The following is a 17401-nucleotide window of genomic DNA, read 5'->3' as shown; positions in this document are numbered from 1 at the left end:
ACCCTCCCCTTTATTGCAGATTATTCAACCTTTAAACCCTTCATATATGCTGTAAGCGCTTCAATTTCTTGTCCGGATAATTTAGGGTATTTACCGGTCATCTTGTTGCCGGGCTTGTATTTTTCAGGATTTTCAAGCCATTTTTTTATGTTTTCATCCGTATGAGGCAAGATACCGGCCACTTTAGTTCGTTCACCAAAGTTGCCAAGATTAGGAGCTGTTCGCACTTCTTCTGGTCTCTCATCAGCAGGTGCTACAGCATGGCAGCCGATGCAGCTCTTTTCCTCAAAAAGCTGTTCCCCTTGTTTAGCAAGAGCAGTCGCAGCCTGAGGCTTGGCAGCTTTCATTTTATTTGTCCATTGATTAAATTCTTCCCGCGGTACCGCTTTCACTTTGAAGTCCATTAATGCGTGTGAAGGTCCGCAAAGCTCGGCACACTTGCCATACAAATACTCTCCAGCCTTATTGACTTTATCTGAATCAAATGTAAGCCAGAATTTGTTGACATTTTCCGTGTTCGTATCAATTTTCCCACCTGCAGAAGGAATCCAGAAAGAATGTTTTACATCGGATGCTTTTACACTGAAGTAAACCTTTTCATCTGTCGGTACGACTAAATCCTGACTCGTAATGATTTTGTAGTCAGGGTATTCAAATTCCCACCAGTATAGATTGGCGCGTACATTTACGACTAATGCATCCTCCGGCTTGCGGTTTTTCTCTTCCATTGGCTTTACATTCGCCAATTCAAAAGTTGCAGCAACAACCGGTACAGCTAATACAAGCAGAAGCAAAATCGGAATAACAGTCCATATAATTTCTAATCGCTGATTTCCCTCTACTTGTTCAGGTATTTTCTTTTCGTCCCCTTTTCGATGTCTGAAACGCACGATGACATAAAAGAATATAACAGTAACGACTGCAACGACCACTACCATAATAATAGTGCTTAAACTCATAATCCAAAATTGGTTCTCCGCTACCTCTCCAGCTGGCCGCAATGTTGAAAGGAACGGTTCTCCGCATCCGGTCATGACAAACGCTGCTAAGATGAACAAAGTCATCAAACGCCATGTTGTCCGCCATTTTTTCATAGCCAAATCAAACCCCTCTTCCAGTAATTTGGTTGTGTGACGTTTTAAACCTTTTGAATATTGCAAAAAATTTATTTATGGAAAATCCTTTTAAATAAAAGAATTTTTTACAGGGATAGGTATGAATAATGCGTGGCGGATACATACCGCCACGCCTATTCATTTATTAAACGATCGTGAAGAGGATCATAGATACGAAGAGGATCGTTAAATAGTTGAGTGAGTAAATAAACATCCATTTAGCCCAAACGAGGTCATCTTTTATTTTGAAGCCTGATAGTGCTAAAGCAATCCAGCCTACATTCAGCACGGTAGCCAAAATCAGAAATCCAATGCCAAGATCATAAAGATAGAATGGCAGCGGGAGAAGACAAGCTACCCAGACCATCATCTGTCTTTTCGTCATAGCAAATCCGCGTACTACTGGAAGCATTGGTATATTAGCTGCCCGGTATTCTTCCACTCTTTTCATAGCAAGAGCCAGAAAATGCGGCGGCTGCCAGATAAACATAATCATGAACAGGACCATAGCCTGAACTGTAATATGCGGATCAACTGCCGTCCATCCAATCAGCGGCGGAACCGCGCCTGGTATGCTTCCAATTACAGTGTTGATTGTGTAGCGTCTTTTCGACCACATTGTATAGAGAAATACATACGAGAATACTCCAATTGCTCCGATAAATGCTGCCATCATCGTTGTCATGAGCAGGGCAGCCATTCCAAGTACAATTAGAAAAATCCCAATCCAAAGCGCTTGGTTTGGTTCATATTTACCGGTAACAGTCGGACGGTTTTTCGTCCTTTCCATGATCGGATCAATATCCCTGTCATAATAGTTATTTACTGCACATGAACCTGCCATGACAAGCGCAGATCCTACGAGCGCAAACACCACAGTATCAAGCGAAGCCAAAAAGCTTTGTCCGCTGAAATAAAAAGCGAGCCATAGCCCGGCAAAGGCTGTGATCATATTGGAATTAACAATTCCTATTTTTATGAGAGCCAGGAAGTCCTTCCAGGCGGAAGCCTTAGTGATCTCATGAGGACCTTGTTCGCTCATCGCTGTCTCGCCAGCTGTCCTCGAATTCGGCATAATACATCCTCCTTTGCTTATGGTGCCTTTATGAAAAGCACCTCAAACCTGTTTCAACACAAACAATACAAGCCTGAATCTACTCATAATGATACAGGAAGTGTAACTGGAACAAAATGCTCTAAATGATTTAAACAAGAATTCGACAAATATTTATGGCTAATTTGTGAACATTTTGTGTCATTACCGTGAAAATTTGTGTGAATTTGAACAGGATCCAAGCCATTTTATTTTACCATAAAATGCGGAGGAATAAAGTTGGGCATTTCTTTTCAAAAAAAACCTTCTTTATTATTTCTAGCAAACTCTTTTCCATTTATCAACCTTTTTTCAAGTAATAGGTAAAATGACCGCTGTTTTTAAGCGTTTTGTGAACAATGTTCCACTCTGGTTGTATTTTCCGCCTCTTTTTCTTACAATCAAAAGCGTGTTATGTCAAAATACTATTAGGTCCATAATTGAATTGACTAGAAGAATAAGAAGGTGAATCATTTGAAGCGTGTTATCGCGTTGAAATGGCTGGCTGTCGTCACGACACTAGTTATGCTAGTTGTGCTGCTTGGCGGTGCATTAGTTACAAAAACCGGTTCAGGAATGGGCTGCGGGCGGTCCTGGCCCCTATGCCATGGGAAATTCGTTCTTCTTCCCAGTGACATCACCCCTCAGCTGTTAATAGAGTTAAGTCACAGAGCAGCAAGTGCAACTGCGGGTATTCTTGTTTTGGCCCTTGCCATTGCTTCCTGGAGGCTCATTGGACATATAAGGGAGACAAAGTTTTTAGCTGTCCTGTCTGTCGTTTTTCTTTTGCTTCAGGCACTGCTTGGTGCAGGAGCGGTCGTATGGGGGCAATCCAGTGCAATGAAAGCCATTCACTTCGGGGTGTCGCTTATTTCTTTTGCATCCGTTTTGATTCTCGCACTCCTCATTTTTGAGGTTGACAGAAAGTTTGACGCCAATCGTCTAATCATCGACAGGAAAATGAAATTTCATATGATTGGCGTACTTATTTACAGTTATATTGTCGTCTATACAGGGGCCTATGTCCGCCATAGGGGGGCAAGCCTTTCCTGTTCCAGCTGGCCTCTATGCAATGATGGTTCCGCTATGCCTATGCGATTCCAGGAATGGGTGCAGATGGGCCATAGGTTTGCTGCGGGACTGATATTTGTTTGGATTGCCTATGCAGCCTGGCAGGCAATCAAGCATTACAAGCATCAAAAGGTTGTATACTGGGGATGGATTATTTGCTTCATTCTCGTATCCCTCCAGGCCACTTCAGGTGCTCTTATCGTCCTGACTCAGCTAAATCTTGCCATTGCTTTGGCACATGCTGTTTTCATATCATGTTTGTTCGGGGTATTAAGCTACTTCCTCCTGCTTGTATCAAGAAGCAATGCAAACATGAAAAAACAATAAGCAATGGGATGCCCCGAAAAGGCATCCCTCTTATTTTTCATTTTTAAATAGATTAATTACTTTTTTCCTCTGCTCCTGATGATCAACGGCCGGAGCAGGGTAATCTTTTCCTATCATGCATGAACTCTTACTTTGTTCTTCCTCAGACATTTTCCATGGCTCATGTATATATGATGACGGAACCTCTCTGAGTTCACTCACATATTTGCGTATGTATTCCCCATCACTATCAAACCTCTTAGACTGGGTAACAGGGTTGAATACTCTGAAATATGGAACAGCATCCGTTCCAACAGAAGCCGCCCATTGCCAGCCGCCAATGTTCGATCCGGGATCATAATCCACGAGCTTGGCAGCAAAGTATTCTTCTCCAAGACGCCAGTCAATCATTAAATCCTTCGTCAAAAAGGACGCAGTAATCATCCGCAGCCGATTATGCATCCAGCCCTCCTGATTGAGCTGTCTCATCCCTGCATCCACAATCGGGTACCCTGTATTGCCCTCTTTCCAGGCTTGCAGCATCCGGTCATCCTGATTCCATTGGATAGATCTGTATGCTTCCAGAAACTCCTGATTCTTCGTTTCGGGATGGCGGGCGTAAATCATTTGGTAAAAGTCCCTGAATGCCAGCTCTCTAATATATGCTTCTTTACTGTCCTCCTCCCCATCTGCTTGAGCGATGGCCGTGAAAACCGTTCTTGGTGAAATTGTACCTGTCTTTAAATACCTGGACATAAGGCTTGTGCCCTTTACAGATGGAATATTCCGACCATCAGGGTAATTCGCAAGCGCCTGCTCGATAAAATGTTTCAGCTGGGATCGGGCAGCTTTTTCTCCAATCTTCCAATCCATGCTTTCTGAACCGCCTGAAAGCTTTTCAATTTCTGATGCTGCCCTTTTTGAAATCTGTTTGGTTTTACGGACGTATTTACCAAGTTCATCGAAGGAGAGCTTTTTCACACCGGGCTTGTCCTTTTGCTTCCAAGCCTTGTAATAGGGCGCAAACACTTTATAAATGGAGCCATCCTTTTTCAATACTTCGTTTGGACCATGTATGTATGCATCCTGAAATGAATGAACACTAATCTCTCTATCTTTAAACCAATCTCTCATCTTCTGATCTCTTTCTTTCCCATATCCCGCTTCATCCAGATTAAAGAATACGGCCTCAGCATCAGCATGCTCTTTCAGCACCTGCTGAAACGCCTCATCTGTGTCCCCCTCTACAATCAGCAGCTCCGTTCCTAGCTTGCGGCATCTTTCACCAAAATCCTTGACTGTAGCCATAAAATACTGGAGCCTGAGGCTATTTTCCGATTCCTGAAAAAACCGGCGGTTCAGCTGGAACACAAATACAAGCTCACTTTTATTTTTCTTGCAATAAGTCAGCGCTTCTGAAAGCGCAAGGTGATCCTGCAAGCGAAAGTCTCTCCGGAACCATACAAGCACACTTCCCATCCTTAAAGCCTCCTCTCCCTCTATCCATTCCCTTTTGGAGACGATTGTAACGGAGCAATAGGGATTGCGTACAGAACGGATGTGCTGACATAGAAAAAGCAGCCAAATTGGCTGCTTTTCAAATTAATTGGATAGCTCTATTAATAAATCACCTGTTTGAATCGCTTCACCGTTGCTTACGTGGATCCCCTTTACAACACCGGTATAAGGCGCCTGTACAGTCGTTTCCATCTTCATCGCTTCCGTGATCATTAAATGGTCGCCTTTATTGACTTTTTCTCCGTTTTCAACAAGAACTTTAATAACTGTCCCCGGCATTGAAGCACCGATATGCTCCGGATTGGCATGGTCTGCTTTTGCCTTTGCGGCAACCGCAGATTTAATGCTCTCATCCTTAATTACGACTTCACGCGGCTGGCCATTCAGTTCGAAATAAACCACTCTTGTCCCATCTGCATGAGGCTCACCGATGGAGACAAGCTTAACGATCAAGGTCTTCCCTTGTTCAATTACCACTTCAACCTCTTCACCAAGCCTCATTCCATAAAGGAAGGTCGGTGTGTCCAAAACAGATACATCCCCGAATTGTTCGAACGTTTTTGCATAATCCAGGAACACTTTCGGATAAAGGGCATGGGCAATTGCTTCAAAGCTTGTTACAGGCCTATTCAATATCTGGAACAGCTCTTCCTTGCTCTTATCAAAGTCCACCGGTTTGAGAAGCTCCCCTGGACGCACTGTAATCGGCTCTTTGCCTTTCAGGATAATACGCTGCAATTCTTTCGGGAATCCGCCGTGAGGCTGTCCAAGATATCCTTCAAACAATTCAACGACAGAATCAGGGAAGTCAAGGGTATCTCCGCGTTCATAAATATCATCCTCTGTTAAATTGTTTTGGACCATAAATAGAGCAAGATCTCCAACTACCTTGGAGGATGGGGTAACTTTTACAATGTCTCCGAAAAGTGCATTTACACGCTGATACATTTCTTTCACTTCGCCCCAGCGGTCTCCTAGGCCGACTGCCTTTGCCTGCTGCTGAAGATTGCTGTACTGTCCGCCCGGCATTTCATGCTGGTACACCTCTGTGTGCGGGGCAATCATGCCGCTTTCGAAGTCCTGATAATACTTGCGGGCACCTTCCCAGTAGTGGGACAGCTGCTCTAAAACTTCTACATTTAATTTAGGCTGGCGCTCCATGCCCGACAGCGCGTAATAAAATGTGCTGGCGCTTGGCTGAGAAGTCAATCCAGCCATTGAACTGACAGCTACATCCACAATGTCAACGCCTGCCTCTGCAGCCTTAGCATACATGAATGTACCGTTTCCGCTCGTGTCATGTGTATGCAAATGGATAGGAATATCTACAGTTTCCTTCAAAGCAGAGATCAAGTCATAGGCAGCCTGAGGCTTTAAAAGACCTGCCATATCTTTAATTGCAAGAATATGCGCTCCAGATTCTTCAAGCTCCTTCGCCAAATGCTTATAATAAGTCAAATCATACTTTCGGCGGGATGGATCCAGAATGTCACCTGTATAGCAAATTGCCGCTTCTGCAAGCTTTCCGCTGTCACGAACTGCATCAATGGCAAGCGTCATCCCTTTTACCCAGTTCAAACTGTCAAATATTCTGAATACATCGATTCCTGCATTTGATGATTTTTCAACAAATTCTTTGATAACGTTATCCGGATAGTTTTTGTAGCCAACTGCATTTGAAGCACGCAGCAGCATTTGCAGCAGGACATTCGGAACCTGCTTCCTAACTGTCAGCAAACGGTCCCAAGGATCTTCTTTCAGAAAGCGGTAGGCAACATCAAAAGTCGCTCCTCCCCACATTTCAAGAGAAAACAGCTCAGGAGCAAGCTTTGCAGTCGGCTCTGCAATTTTCTTAATATCAATTGTTCTTAGACGGGTTGCCAGCAGGGACTGATGTGCATCACGGAATGTCGTATCAGTAAGAAGAACTTGCGGCTGTTCCTTAATCCAGTTGACAAGGCCGTCTGCCCCGCGCTCTTCCAGAATATTTTTCGTTCCGGAAGGAAATTGCTCCAGACGGGAAATGTTAGGAATCGGAGGAGTTTCAAAAACCGGTTTCTTTTTCTTCCCGATACCTGGAAAGCCGTTAACTGTTACATTTCCAATATAGCTCAGCATCTTTGTTCCACGGTCTTTTCTTTTTGGGAAAATAAACAATTCTGGAGAGCTGTCAATAAACGTCGTATTGTATTCTCCGCTTAGAAACTGTTCATGCTTCACTACATTTTCCAGAAACGGAATGTTCGTTTTAATTCCGCGTATCCTGAATTCCTTCAAATTACGGACCATTTTTGAAGCAGCCTGTTCAAACGTTAATGCCCAAGTAGAAACCTTTACCAAAAGGGAATCATAGTATGGCGTAATGACCGCTCCCTGAAATCCATTTCCCGCATCAAGCCGGACGCCGAAACCTCCGCCTGAACGGTATACCATAATTTTTCCTGTATCCGGCATAAAGTTGTTTAATGGATCCTCTGTAGTTACACGGGATTGAATAGCGTAGCCGTTTGTATTTATATCCTCTTGTGATGGAATGCCAATCTCGCTGCTATTCAGAGCCAGGCCCTCAGCAACCATAAGCTGGGTTTGGACGATATCGATCCCAGTAATCATCTCTGTGATGGTATGTTCAACCTGGACTCGGGGATTAACCTCGATAAAATAAAATTCGCCGCCTGAAACAAGAAATTCAACAGTGCCAGCGTTCACGTATTCTACTTTTTTCATAAGTTTGACTGCTGCCTCACAAATGGACAGCCTGAAATCTTCGCTTAAGGAAACACTAGGTGCAACTTCAACAACTTTTTGATGACGTCTTTGGATAGAGCAGTCGCGCTCATATAAATGGACGATATTCCCATTCCGGTCACCAATAATCTGGACTTCAATATGTTTAGGATTTTCAATCAGCTTTTCAACATAGACTTCATCATTTCCGAAAGCAGCCTTCGCTTCGGACTTAGCGCGTTCAAATGATTCCTTCACGCTTGCTTTGGAACGGACAATCCTCATCCCGCGTCCGCCACCGCCTAGAGAGGCTTTAATAATGAAAGGATACCCGTGCTCTTCCCCGAATTTTACAACATCCTCTACATGGTCAACCGGCCCGTCGCTTCCAGGAATTACAGGTATGCCTGCCGCTTCAGCCTGGCTTCTTGCCTTAACTTTATCTCCAAACATATCTAAGTGCTTTGAATCAGGTCCTACAAAAATAATGCCTTCCTGCTCGCATCTTCTTGCAAAATGAATGTTTTCAGATAGAAAACCGTATCCGGGGTGAATCGCATCTACGTCATTAGCTTTTGCAATTTCAATAATCCCATCAATGTCCAGGTAGGCATCGATTGGTTTTTTCCCTTCTCCGATGAGATAAGCTTCATCCGCCTTGTACCGATGATAAGCCCCTGCATCCTCTTTTGAATAAATGGCAACGGTTCTAATATTCAACTCTGTACAAGCCCTGAAAACACGAATTGCAATTTCTCCCCTGTTAGCTACAAGCACTTTTTGGATTGTTTGCATGAGATGTTTCTCCTCCTAAGGCAAAAATATTAGTATGTCACATAATTAAATAGTATATCACATTCTGTTATGCATCGGCTTCTGAATGTTTTGCTGTTTTTTCTTACTAACTGCTTTTTCAGCGCCTGTTTTGTATTTTTCTCTATAGTTTGTGAACATTGATACATTTACCAGTAATCCGGCTGAAATCATCAGAACAAGCATCGATGAGCCTCCATAGCTGATGAAAGGCAGTGTGACTCCTGTAATTGGAATTAAACCCGTCATCCCGCCAAGATTGATGCCAGCCTGAATGGCAATCATACTTGAAATCCCTATAGCCAATAACGTTCCAAATGCATCCTCGCATTTTCTTGCCACGTAAAACCCTTTAAAGATGAGCACCCCGAGCAGACTCAACACAAAGAGAACTCCAAATATCCCCAGCTCTTCAGCCACAATAGACATGATAAAATCCGTATGGGACTCCGGAAGATAACCGTATTTTTGTACACTGTTTCCAAGGCCAAGACCGGTTATTCCGCCGGAACCGATGGCATAAAGGGAATTGGCAAGGTGATAACCCGCGTCCTTCTCCGTTCCAAACGGATCCGTAAATCCTTCAAATCTGGAGACACGCTCTTCGGTGATAAACTTGTCCGAATTCAAGAGAATAATAGGGCTGATCAAGGCTAGAAAAAGTAAGGCCAAAAGCACTAGCCCAATGATGCTTTTCCAGTTCATACCTGATGAAAATACCATGGTCATCATAATCAGAGCAATGATCATAGCCGTCCCCAGGTCGGGCTGAATCACAATTAATCCGCATATAAATGTTGTAAAAAAGAGCGGAGGCATAACCGCTTTTTTAAAGTTGTTTATGTATGCCTGTTTTTTCTCGTAAACCGCTGCAAGATAGATGATGACACTTAGTTTCACAAACTCAGCAGGCTGCATGGTGAAACCCGCAATTTTTATCCAGCTCTTTGCATTACCGGCTGTATGCCCATAGACAAATAGGATCAAAAGGAGCCCGACTGAAACAAACATTATGCCTTTTAGTAGTTTTTTAGTCAGTAAGATCCGATACGGGATCACAGCGGCTGCAAGAAACGCGAGACCGCCGATGCAGACAAAAATAAGCTGTTTGTTAAAAAAATAAGCGCTATCCGAATTAAATCTGGTGACTGCTGAGATCATGCTGGAACTGTATACCATGACCAGACCAAACATACAAAGCAGAAAAACAGAAAAAATCAGAGTATAATCATATGATTTTAGGATTTTTTTAATCATAAACTCTCTTCCCTACTTTTTCAATTAATTCTTCTAAAAATTTTGTATTTTCGATTTACTTACCGGCGGAGAGAATGTTTCTCCCCTGTCTATCGTATCAGGGTAATCTACATCGCACAACGAACGAATGGAGCAAAAACAAGAGGAAAAGCATGGATTGGACCTGATACAAAAGTAATCCTTTAAAAGCTAAAAAAACCCAAACTATTGTCATCCAATCAGTTTGAGTTCTAGGTTTTATTTTTTCGTAAATGCCTCATGCAGAACAGATAACTCACGTTCAAGGGAATCCAGCAAAACTTTTCCTTCATGCTCAAACACCAGTCCAAGACGGACAGCGAAGTCAATTTCTCTGGATAGACCAAACATTTGTGTATCTAAAACCTCTTCATAAAGAGGGCATTGGGGCATGGTTAAATTGTCCATCTGAACCTTGATCAACTTCATGATTTTATCAGCGTCAGCTTTCAGCAGCGCAAGTGCCTTTTCACGATGATCAATCGCAATCTCAGAAGCCAAATGAATCCCTCCGTTCCCGAGCGATTACCTCTAATCTACCTATTAATATTAAAGGGAAAAAAGGAAAAAAGCAAGGTATAAGTGAAGGACAAAACATGCTTGCCTTCGCCAATTTCCAACATCGAGCGGATTCATCTCATGACAAGCATAAAATAAGCGCTTATAATGTCAAATAGAGGAGTGATTAAATGACAGATATCATCCAAATTTCAGGGAAGGTTAAGTTCCCGATCACCATTGACCCAAGCGTCTGGATTTTCGATGACCGCAAAGCAGATCTTACCAGTTTCTTCTTAAAAACAGGAGAAACCCAAAATGAACAGGATGAATATACAAAGCAAATTTCAAAGCATTGGGACAGGGAAATTAAAGAAGGAAATGAAGCTCCCGCAGAACCTTTAAAAAACATTTTTAAGAAGCAGGAACTGGTTAATGGAACATTCGGGATCAGGTTCGCTCCTTTTCTATCTAACGCCGAGCTGGACGAAACCGCTTCAGCCGTTCAGATTATTGCTGAAGAGGATATAGTTGTCTTACCGCTGGAAAAAGCCAGAGAACTGATAGCTGCATTCAGTGAGGATGGAAAACCGCTAAAGAAAGACGGCCCCATGCATTTGTATTACGGAGACGGTTCAAATCGGGACCGCCCGATTAAAGCAGTCCGTGAGATAATTATATTGTAAAAGGAAGGTGCCGGATGCAGGCACCTTCCTTTCTTTTAGGCTCTGTTAAAAGCCTGATGATGATTTTTAACACCTGTTGATTGGAGTGGAAGGCGCGAGACTCCGGGCTTTAGAGCAGCGGGACAGGTGAGACTCTGCAGGCGCATTGCGGCGACGAGGCTCACCGCCCGCCCAAGGATAAGCGAGCGCCTGCCAACTGAAATCACAGGCCAAGTTTAACAGAGCTTTCTCTTAAAGAAGATCTGCAGCAAGCTGTGCAAGTCCTGAGCGTTCACCTTTGACAAGTTTCACATGACCGGCGATTTGCTGCTCTTTAAATTTTTCGACCACATAAGTGAGACCGTTATTATACTCATCCAGGTACGGGTGATCAATTTGCTCCGGATCACCCATCAGCACAATTTTGCTTCTTTCCCCCACACGGGTAAGAATAGTCTTGACCTCATGCTTCGTAAGATTCTGCGCTTCGTCAATTATAATGTATTGATCCGGTATACTTCGGCCTCTTATATAAGTGAGAGCCTCCACTTCAATCGAACCCATACCAGCTAGAATAGCATCCAGCTCTCCAGGTTTTTTCGTATTAAATAGAAACTCAAGATTATCGTAAATTGGCTGCATCCAAGGGCGGAGCTTTTCTTCTTTTTCACCCGGCAAAAACCCGATGTCTTTTCCAACAGGAACAATTGGCCTCGCAACAAGGAGTTTCTTGAAGGTTCCCATATCCTCCGTTTGCAGAAGTCCGGCTGCAAGAGCAAGCAATGTCTTTCCTGTACCCGCCTTTCCAACGAGGGTTACGAGAGGCAGGTCATTTCTTAAAAGCAATTCAAGAGCCATTGTCTGCTGAACATTTCTAGGCCGGATCCCCCAAATATGATCATGATCCGTAAATAGTCTCTTTACTTTTTTACCAGTTTTATCCACCATACCAACCGCAGATGCAGATCCGCCTAATGCATCCTTCATGACGACAAACTGATTCGGGTAAAACGGGTGATTGGTCACTTCCGTGAGTGTCAGTTCATTCTTTTCATAAAACCTGTCCAAATTTCCCCGGTCTATGTACAAATCGAGGAAACCTGTATAGATATGATCAACCTCAACGACCCTGTCACTCAAAAAATCTTCAGCAATCAGTCCGAGTGCATCTGCTTTCACGCGAACCAATGTATCCTTGCTGACAATAATGACAGGCCGGCCATTTTCTTTTAATTTTTCCTCATTTGAGAGGTTATTGGCAACAGCCAATATCCGATTATCATTCGTCTTTTCAACAAATATATCCTGAAGTTCGTGAAAGGATCGATGATTTAATTCGATTCTTAGTGCTCCCCCATTGAGGAGCGGTATTTTTTCATGCAGTTTTCCCTGCTCACGCAGTCCGTCAATGAGCTTTGAAACCTGACGGGCATTTCGTCCAACTTCATCCATATAGCGTTTTTTGGAGTCCACTTCCTCCAGCACAACGGCTGGGATGACCACTTCATTGTCATCAAAAGAAAAAATTGAATTCGGATCTTGCAGCAAAACATTTGTGTCCAATACATAAACCTTATTCAATATTCCGCCTCCTAGTCCGCATATGGCGGCAACCGCCGCCTTCTCTCTCACCACTGCCTGTTCATAATCGATGCTAAAATATATGATTTTGTGAATAAAGATAGAAGGTTATTTAGACAATAAACTTAAAAGCCATTAAGAAGGAGTGCTCGTATGCTGCGATCCATACTATTTTTCGTTATTTCCGGCCTTTTCATGCTTACTGCATGCTCGGCCAATGAAAATTCACAAGGTGAAACATCCACTGATTATAAAACCAAACCCATCACAGTCAAAAACAGCATTGAAAGGCCCGTGGACCGCAAAACCGGCCAGCAAATTTCCAAGCATTTAGTTGAAATCGCCAACCGCGTTCCAGACGTAAATGATGCCACCGCTGTCGTCCTTGGCAAATATGCCATTGTCGGAATTGATGTAGAATCAGAACTAGACCGAAGCAAAGTGGAATCAGTCAAATATTCAGTAACGGAAAGCCTGAAAAACGACCCTTATGGTGCAAATGCTGTCGTTGTGGCAGATGCAGACACAAACCAGCGAATCCGGCACTTAGCAAAAGAAATCCAGCAGGGCCGCCCTATTGGCGGGCTCTTGGACGAACTAGCTGCAATCGTCGGCCGGATAATGCCGGATGTACCTAATGATACGATGGATAACCAAGAAAAAGAACCAACTGAACAGGACAATGATCAACTGCCTAAAGATCAGCAGGATGAGCTGGATAAACACCAGAACGATGAATCCAATAAGGAATTGAAAAAGAACTAAATGGATAAAAGCTTAGCCAGAAAATTCTGACTAAGCTTTTTTCATGGCATCCATCACCTGCTGATCAAGGCGGGCCGCTGCTTTTTCATCATACGTCTTGGCATACTGAGGCTCATTTGAAATTCTTGAACCGTAAAACATCACATCCCGAACCTCCGAAATCTCAAGCTCAACCAGCGACAGCTTAAGCGGAACCCCCTCAAGCTTTTCAATTTTCACATGGGCATTCCCAATAATTGAGTATGCCGACTCATTTGCCAGAAGATTAATAACCGCAGCAGGATGCTTATGTATGTTCTCCAAAATGCGCGAACGCGTATCCAATGCGAAATAAAGCCTTTGGCGATCTGGAGCAAGCACCCATGAGATTGCATTTACATTCGGAGCCCCAGTCTCATGATCAATTGTTGATATGGTCACAAATCTTTCTTTTTGCAAAGCATCAAACAGCGGGTCAATCAGCTGAAGCTCTATCTTATTTGCCATATCCATCCCTCCAATGCCGCAGTATACCTCTATCATAACGATTTTTCATAAATGTTCCAATAAAAACAGTCCTTACAAAGAAACTTTTTCAGCCTGTGGTATAATCGGTCTATACAAACAGTTTAGAGGTGTTATCCATGAGAGTAAAATGCGTAATATGCGACCAAGTACACACAATAAATGACGAAACGCTGCTGGCTAAAAGGCTGCGGAACAGACCCATCCACACTTACACCTGCCCCGAATGCTACGAACGTATCGAAACTAAAACAAAAGAAAGACTAAGCACAGGAAACTTCAGGCTTTATCGCGACAAACAAACCGGAGATTTCCTGTCATGATCCTTCGCGGCGGACTCTCCGGTCTTGCCGGCGGCCTGGCTCTCGGCTTTTTTTTGAAATGGATTCAGATCGTCACAGGATTGAAAGTTTATACTCTGTTGCTTAATGTTGATTTTGTCTACTCTAACCCATTGCCAGAGTGGGTGGAATTTGTAATACACCTGATTGTAGCTATTTTTATAGGGATGGGATTTGGATTTGCAATAGAGAAGCTGCGGGTGATTGGCTTCTTGAAAACATACGGGGTTGCGCTGCTCATAACATTACCGGCTCTATTTTTATATTTCCCTCTTTCTATGCTGGCACGCAAGGAAGTTCCTTCTGTTTTTGATTTGGAGGCTTTTGGGTGGTGGGGGGGTGGGCATTTGGTGTTTGCGGGTGTAATGGCAGGAGTTAAGCGCGCAATGAAGAATACCAGCTAAATTTTGATTTGCATTTCGTTTTTAAAATAGTTCGAATCTAACATATAGCTTCTCCCTTTTGTATCTCCATTCTTTTTTAGCGCTGATTTGCTAAGCAGCTTACTTGCAGTAGAAACAGATGCCAATCCAGTGAATTCTCTGAATTGCCGATTGGTAATACAATAATCTTTCAGAAGGTAAAAATCCATAAGTGCAATTCTATGTGCATCCACTGATCGATCGAGACATATAGAGCAAACCCACGCTTTCCGCATACGCTTCATAGTCAACATTCTGCACCTTGAACATTCAACTCCGGACAAAATTTCGCTTTTGTTTATCTTGTAATATTCCAGCACTTCAAAATCTTTCTCTGCATGACTTTTTAATAGCATATCAATTATTGTCTGCTTACTTGTATTCATCCTTCCTGATAAAGCAGTTTCGAGCTCCTTAACCTTCGATAAAATCCCTCCAGCGTGAATAACTCGGTCTTCTACTATGTGATGCTCTTTACTTGTTTTTATAGCAGTTGTTGGGTTACTGATGATGACAATAGGAAATATCACAGGTTGTGATATTCTCTGATTTTTTAAAAATTGAATAAGAGCATTTTTCTGCCTTTCCACCTGCAAAATAGGGTCTGGAAAGCATTCCTCCATACCCTGTGAAATTCTAAGCAACTGTTTAAAAGATTGGTCAAAAATTAGTGTTCCCGAGAAGTTTTTCACCTCGAGTATAAAGATGCAATGATCCGAGATAATTAGGGTGTCCATCTGTAAGGAGGATGTATAAAAAGGAATATTGATATTATGCAGAATACTATATTTTTCAGAGGGTAATTGCTGCAGAAAATAATCAATGGACTCCTCACCTTTATATCCTGCTAAGCATTTTGCAAAATCTTCCTGAATCTGCTTCCGTTTTGAATGATTTTTATTCAGCCTCCTCAATAACGACTGTAATTTTAGTATTCGAATTGGGGTTCCTCTTTCTTTTACTACCACATCTTCCCTCCTGTTCACTATTATCACTCTTTATTAAAAAGTATATCTTAAACAATATGTTTAGACGAAACACCACTAAGCAGCTTTCTGAATGAAAAATGCGATTTTGCAGCGAGGCGGGGTAAAAATAACTCATTATTTAATTTGAATGAAGAATTTTTATGTAAATTGATATTTTTACTACCCTCCATAATATGTCGAGTGCCACCTGCTTTTTAGCCAATCTCTTACTCTATTTAGCCGTTCCATTTTTCTATCCATTCGCATCGGTTATTTAGCCATTCCCCTCCATTTTCTGTCCATTCGCATCGGTTATTTAGCCATTCCCCTCCATATTCTGTCCATTCGCATCGGTTATTTAGCCATTCCCCTCCATATTCTGTCCAGTGCCCCCTGCAATCTAGCCGTTCGCCCACTCTATTTAGCCGTTCCATTTTTTCTGTCCATTCGCATCGGTTATTTGGCCGTTCCCCTCCATATTCTGTCCAGTGCCCCCTGCTTTTTAGCCGATCTCTTAATCTATTTAGCCGTTCCATTTTTTCTGTCCATTCGCATCGGTAATTTAGCTGTTCCCCGTCATTTTCTGTCCAGTGCCCCCTGCTTTTTAGCCGACCTCTTACTCTATTTAGCCGTGCGATTTTTTCTGTCCATTCGCATCGGTTATTTGGCCATTCCCCTCCATATTCTGTCCAGTGCCCCCTGCTTTTTAGCCGGTCTCGCACTTTATTTAGCCGTGCGATTTTTTCTGTCCTTCGCATCGGTTATTTGGCCATTCCCCTCCATTTTCTGTCCAGTGCCCACTGCTTTTTAGCCGGTCTCTCACTCTATTTAGCCGTTCCATTTTTTCTGTCCATTCGCATCGGTAATTTAGCCGTTCCCCTCCATTTTCTGTCCAGTGCCCCCTGCTTTTTAGCCGTTCTCGCACTTTATTTAGCCTTGCGATTTTTTCTGTCCATTCGCATCAGTTATTTTGCCGTTCCCCTCCATTTTCTGTCCAATGCCCCCTGCTTTTTAGCCGGTCTCGCGCTCTGTTTAGCCGTTCCATTTTTCTGTCCGATCGAAGCTGTTATCCGGCCAATACCGGCCATATTCTGTCCATCGAATATAGTTCAAATAACAAAAACCCCCCACTCCAAGAGTAAGGGGTCACAAATCACCGATAATTCCGAAACCGTTCCGGTTCTCTGCGCATTTGATCCTTCATGACGTCGATCAGTTCTTGCGGGAAACGGGTGCGGTATTCTTCTCCATGCTGAAGACAGGATATCCAGTACATTTCATCTTCGGTATGGAATGTAAGCTGTTCGATTCCGTGATCTTCCTGCAGGACGTTTTCAAAGAGTGCTGCGGTTTCGAGCGCTGATTGGTCGTCAGGACGGTCGAGGGCTACTACTTTTATAGTGAGCCAGTTGTAGAGGGCATCCTGGAGGGATCTCATGTAGATTGCTCCATCTTTTTGTGCCGATTGAGGCGGATTTTATAGATGATGAGGATGAGCGCTGCGATAACCAGACCTTCTGCAATGGGAAGAAATATAGCGAAGAAGGTTAGAAAGCTGCATCCTAAAAAGAGAAAGAAGTAAATAAGTGCTGCTTTTAGCGGCGGCAGTTTTTTGGAGAAGCCTAGTTTGAAGACGAGTATGGATAGCAGCAATATGACAGTAAACATGGCTTGTCCTCCACCAACGGGATCCATTGTTGTGTAGATGAATTTAGCCACGGGCCACATGCTGTTGTATA

Annotated in this window: 16 protein-coding genes; 5 read left to right on the top strand and 11 right to left on the bottom strand. The window is 43.1% G+C overall.

What is annotated here, in order from left to right:
* Positions 1 to 20: 20 nt before the first annotated feature.
* Together coxB and cyoE are read right to left on the bottom strand one after the other, a co-directional pair.
* Positions 21 to 1094 (bottom strand): cytochrome c oxidase subunit II, encoded by a 1074-nt coding sequence (coxB, locus tag WCV65_RS09150; RefSeq protein ID WP_035413397.1) that lies wholly within the window; start codon positions 1092 to 1094, stop codon positions 21 to 23.
* Between the two features lie 166 nt (positions 1095 to 1260).
* Entirely contained in the window at positions 1261 to 2190 is a 930-nt protein-coding gene (gene cyoE / locus WCV65_RS09145) for a heme o synthase (RefSeq protein WP_338781751.1), read from the bottom strand.
* Positions 2191 to 2682: 492 nt separating this feature from the next.
* Between cyoE and WCV65_RS09140 the strand changes: the two genes are divergently transcribed.
* Positions 2683 to 3606, top strand: coding sequence for a heme A synthase (locus WCV65_RS09140; protein ID WP_338781749.1), 924 nt, complete (start codon positions 2683 to 2685; stop codon positions 3604 to 3606).
* 30 nt (positions 3607 to 3636) lie between these two features.
* On the opposite strand, the gene WCV65_RS09135 is transcribed toward WCV65_RS09140, so the two are convergent.
* The 4 genes from WCV65_RS09135 to WCV65_RS09120 form a co-directional block, all read right to left on the bottom strand.
* A complete protein-coding gene (locus WCV65_RS09135) occupies positions 3637 to 5064 on the bottom strand; it encodes a deoxyribodipyrimidine photo-lyase (protein WP_338781747.1) in 1428 nt (475 codons plus the stop codon).
* 123 nt (positions 5065 to 5187) lie between these two features.
* A complete protein-coding gene (gene pyc, locus WCV65_RS09130) occupies positions 5188 to 8625 on the bottom strand; it encodes a pyruvate carboxylase (protein WP_338781745.1) in 3438 nt (1145 codons plus the stop codon).
* A gap of 57 nt (positions 8626 to 8682) precedes the next feature.
* Entirely contained in the window at positions 8683 to 9900 is a 1218-nt protein-coding gene (ftsW, locus tag WCV65_RS09125; RefSeq protein ID WP_338781743.1) for a putative lipid II flippase FtsW, read from the bottom strand.
* Between the two features lie 237 nt (positions 9901 to 10137).
* On the bottom strand, positions 10138 to 10419 hold the full coding sequence (locus WCV65_RS09120) for a YlaN family protein (protein ID WP_035413036.1): 282 nt from the start codon (positions 10417 to 10419) through the stop codon (positions 10138 to 10140).
* A gap of 188 nt (positions 10420 to 10607) precedes the next feature.
* On the opposite strand from WCV65_RS09120, the gene WCV65_RS09115 reads away from it, so the two are divergent.
* Entirely contained in the window at positions 10608 to 11102 is a 495-nt protein-coding gene (locus WCV65_RS09115; protein WP_338781741.1) for a peptidyl-prolyl cis-trans isomerase, read from the top strand.
* A gap of 231 nt (positions 11103 to 11333) precedes the next feature.
* On the opposite strand, the gene WCV65_RS09110 is transcribed toward WCV65_RS09115, so the two are convergent.
* Complete coding sequence (locus WCV65_RS09110) at positions 11334 to 12665, bottom strand: PhoH family protein (RefSeq protein WP_338782220.1); 1332 nt, start codon at positions 12663 to 12665, stop codon at positions 11334 to 11336.
* Positions 12666 to 12815: 150 nt separating this feature from the next.
* Between WCV65_RS09110 and WCV65_RS09105 the strand changes: the two genes are divergently transcribed.
* Positions 12816 to 13427, top strand: a complete 612-nt coding sequence (locus WCV65_RS09105; RefSeq protein WP_035413045.1) for a YhcN/YlaJ family sporulation lipoprotein — start codon at positions 12816 to 12818, stop codon at positions 13425 to 13427.
* A 30-nt stretch (positions 13428 to 13457) separates the two neighbouring features.
* On the opposite strand, the gene WCV65_RS09100 is transcribed toward WCV65_RS09105, so the two are convergent.
* A complete protein-coding gene (locus tag WCV65_RS09100; RefSeq protein ID WP_035413046.1) occupies positions 13458 to 13913 on the bottom strand; it encodes a pyridoxamine 5'-phosphate oxidase family protein in 456 nt (151 codons plus the stop codon).
* Between the two features lie 137 nt (positions 13914 to 14050).
* Here WCV65_RS09100 and WCV65_RS09095 point away from each other — a divergent pair, with 137 nt between their 5' ends.
* Together WCV65_RS09095 and WCV65_RS09090 are read left to right on the top strand one after the other, a co-directional pair.
* Positions 14051 to 14254: a YlaI family protein gene (locus tag WCV65_RS09095; RefSeq protein ID WP_082883920.1), complete on the top strand. Its 204-nt coding sequence runs from the start codon at positions 14051 to 14053 to the stop codon at positions 14252 to 14254.
* Positions 14251 to 14676, top strand: a complete 426-nt coding sequence (locus WCV65_RS09090; RefSeq protein WP_338781735.1) for a hypothetical protein — start codon at positions 14251 to 14253, stop codon at positions 14674 to 14676. The genes WCV65_RS09095 and WCV65_RS09090 overlap by 4 nt, the downstream gene beginning before the upstream one ends.
* Here the strand turns inward: WCV65_RS09090 and WCV65_RS09085 are convergent.
* The 3 genes from WCV65_RS09085 to WCV65_RS09075 form a co-directional block, all read right to left on the bottom strand.
* Positions 14673 to 15662 carry a nuclease-related domain-containing protein gene (locus WCV65_RS09085; RefSeq protein WP_051860856.1) on the bottom strand — a complete coding sequence of 330 codons (990 nt, stop codon included), beginning with the start codon at positions 15660 to 15662 and terminating at the stop codon, positions 14673 to 14675. The two genes, WCV65_RS09090 and WCV65_RS09085, sit on opposite strands and share 4 nt — an antisense overlap.
* 1153 nt (positions 15663 to 16815) lie before the next feature.
* Positions 16816 to 17100: a hypothetical protein gene (locus tag WCV65_RS09080; RefSeq protein WP_035413049.1), complete on the bottom strand. Its 285-nt coding sequence runs from the start codon at positions 17098 to 17100 to the stop codon at positions 16816 to 16818.
* Positions 17097 to 17390: a YlaH-like family protein gene (locus WCV65_RS09075; protein ID WP_338782218.1), complete on the bottom strand. Its 294-nt coding sequence runs from the start codon at positions 17388 to 17390 to the stop codon at positions 17097 to 17099. Before WCV65_RS09075 ends, WCV65_RS09080 begins: the two co-directional genes overlap by 4 nt.
* Positions 17391 to 17401: the final 11 nt, after the last annotated feature.

Origin of the sequence: Metabacillus sp. FJAT-52054 (genome assembly GCF_037201815.1) — a bacterium.
Classification (GTDB): Bacteria; Bacillota; Bacilli; order Bacillales; family Bacillaceae; genus Metabacillus_B; species Metabacillus_B sediminis.
The sequence above is the reverse complement of the archived record's forward strand: the minus strand, read 5'-3'. Positions and strand labels throughout refer to the sequence as shown.

Excerpts from the sequence above, each read along its gene's own strand:
- WCV65_RS09095 (WP_082883920.1), top strand. The coding sequence starts at position 14,051 with ATGAGAGTAAAATGCGTAATATGCGACCAAGTACACACAATAAATGAC.
- pyc (WP_338781745.1), bottom strand. The coding sequence starts at position 8,625 with ATGCAAACAATCCAAAAAGTGCTTGTAGCTAACAGGGGAGAAATTGCA.
- coxB (WP_035413397.1), bottom strand. The coding sequence starts at position 1,094 with ATGAAAAAATGGCGGACAACATGGCGTTTGATGACTTTGTTCATCTTA.
- cyoE (WP_338781751.1), bottom strand. The coding sequence starts at position 2,190 with ATGCCGAATTCGAGGACAGCTGGCGAGACAGCGATGAGCGAACAAGGT.
- WCV65_RS09105 (WP_035413045.1), top strand. The coding sequence starts at position 12,816 with ATGCTGCGATCCATACTATTTTTCGTTATTTCCGGCCTTTTCATGCTT.
- ftsW (WP_338781743.1), bottom strand. The coding sequence starts at position 9,900 with ATGATTAAAAAAATCCTAAAATCATATGATTATACTCTGATTTTTTCT.
- WCV65_RS09075 (WP_338782218.1), bottom strand. The coding sequence starts at position 17,390 with ATGTGGCCCGTGGCTAAATTCATCTACACAACAATGGATCCCGTTGGT.
- WCV65_RS09100 (WP_035413046.1), bottom strand. The coding sequence starts at position 13,913 with ATGGCAAATAAGATAGAGCTTCAGCTGATTGACCCGCTGTTTGATGCT.
- WCV65_RS09080 (WP_035413049.1), bottom strand. The coding sequence starts at position 17,100 with ATGAGATCCCTCCAGGATGCCCTCTACAACTGGCTCACTATAAAAGTA.
- WCV65_RS09090 (WP_338781735.1), top strand. The coding sequence starts at position 14,251 with ATGATCCTTCGCGGCGGACTCTCCGGTCTTGCCGGCGGCCTGGCTCTC.
- WCV65_RS09115 (WP_338781741.1), top strand. The coding sequence starts at position 10,608 with ATGACAGATATCATCCAAATTTCAGGGAAGGTTAAGTTCCCGATCACC.
- WCV65_RS09135 (WP_338781747.1), bottom strand. The coding sequence starts at position 5,064 with ATGGGAAGTGTGCTTGTATGGTTCCGGAGAGACTTTCGCTTGCAGGAT.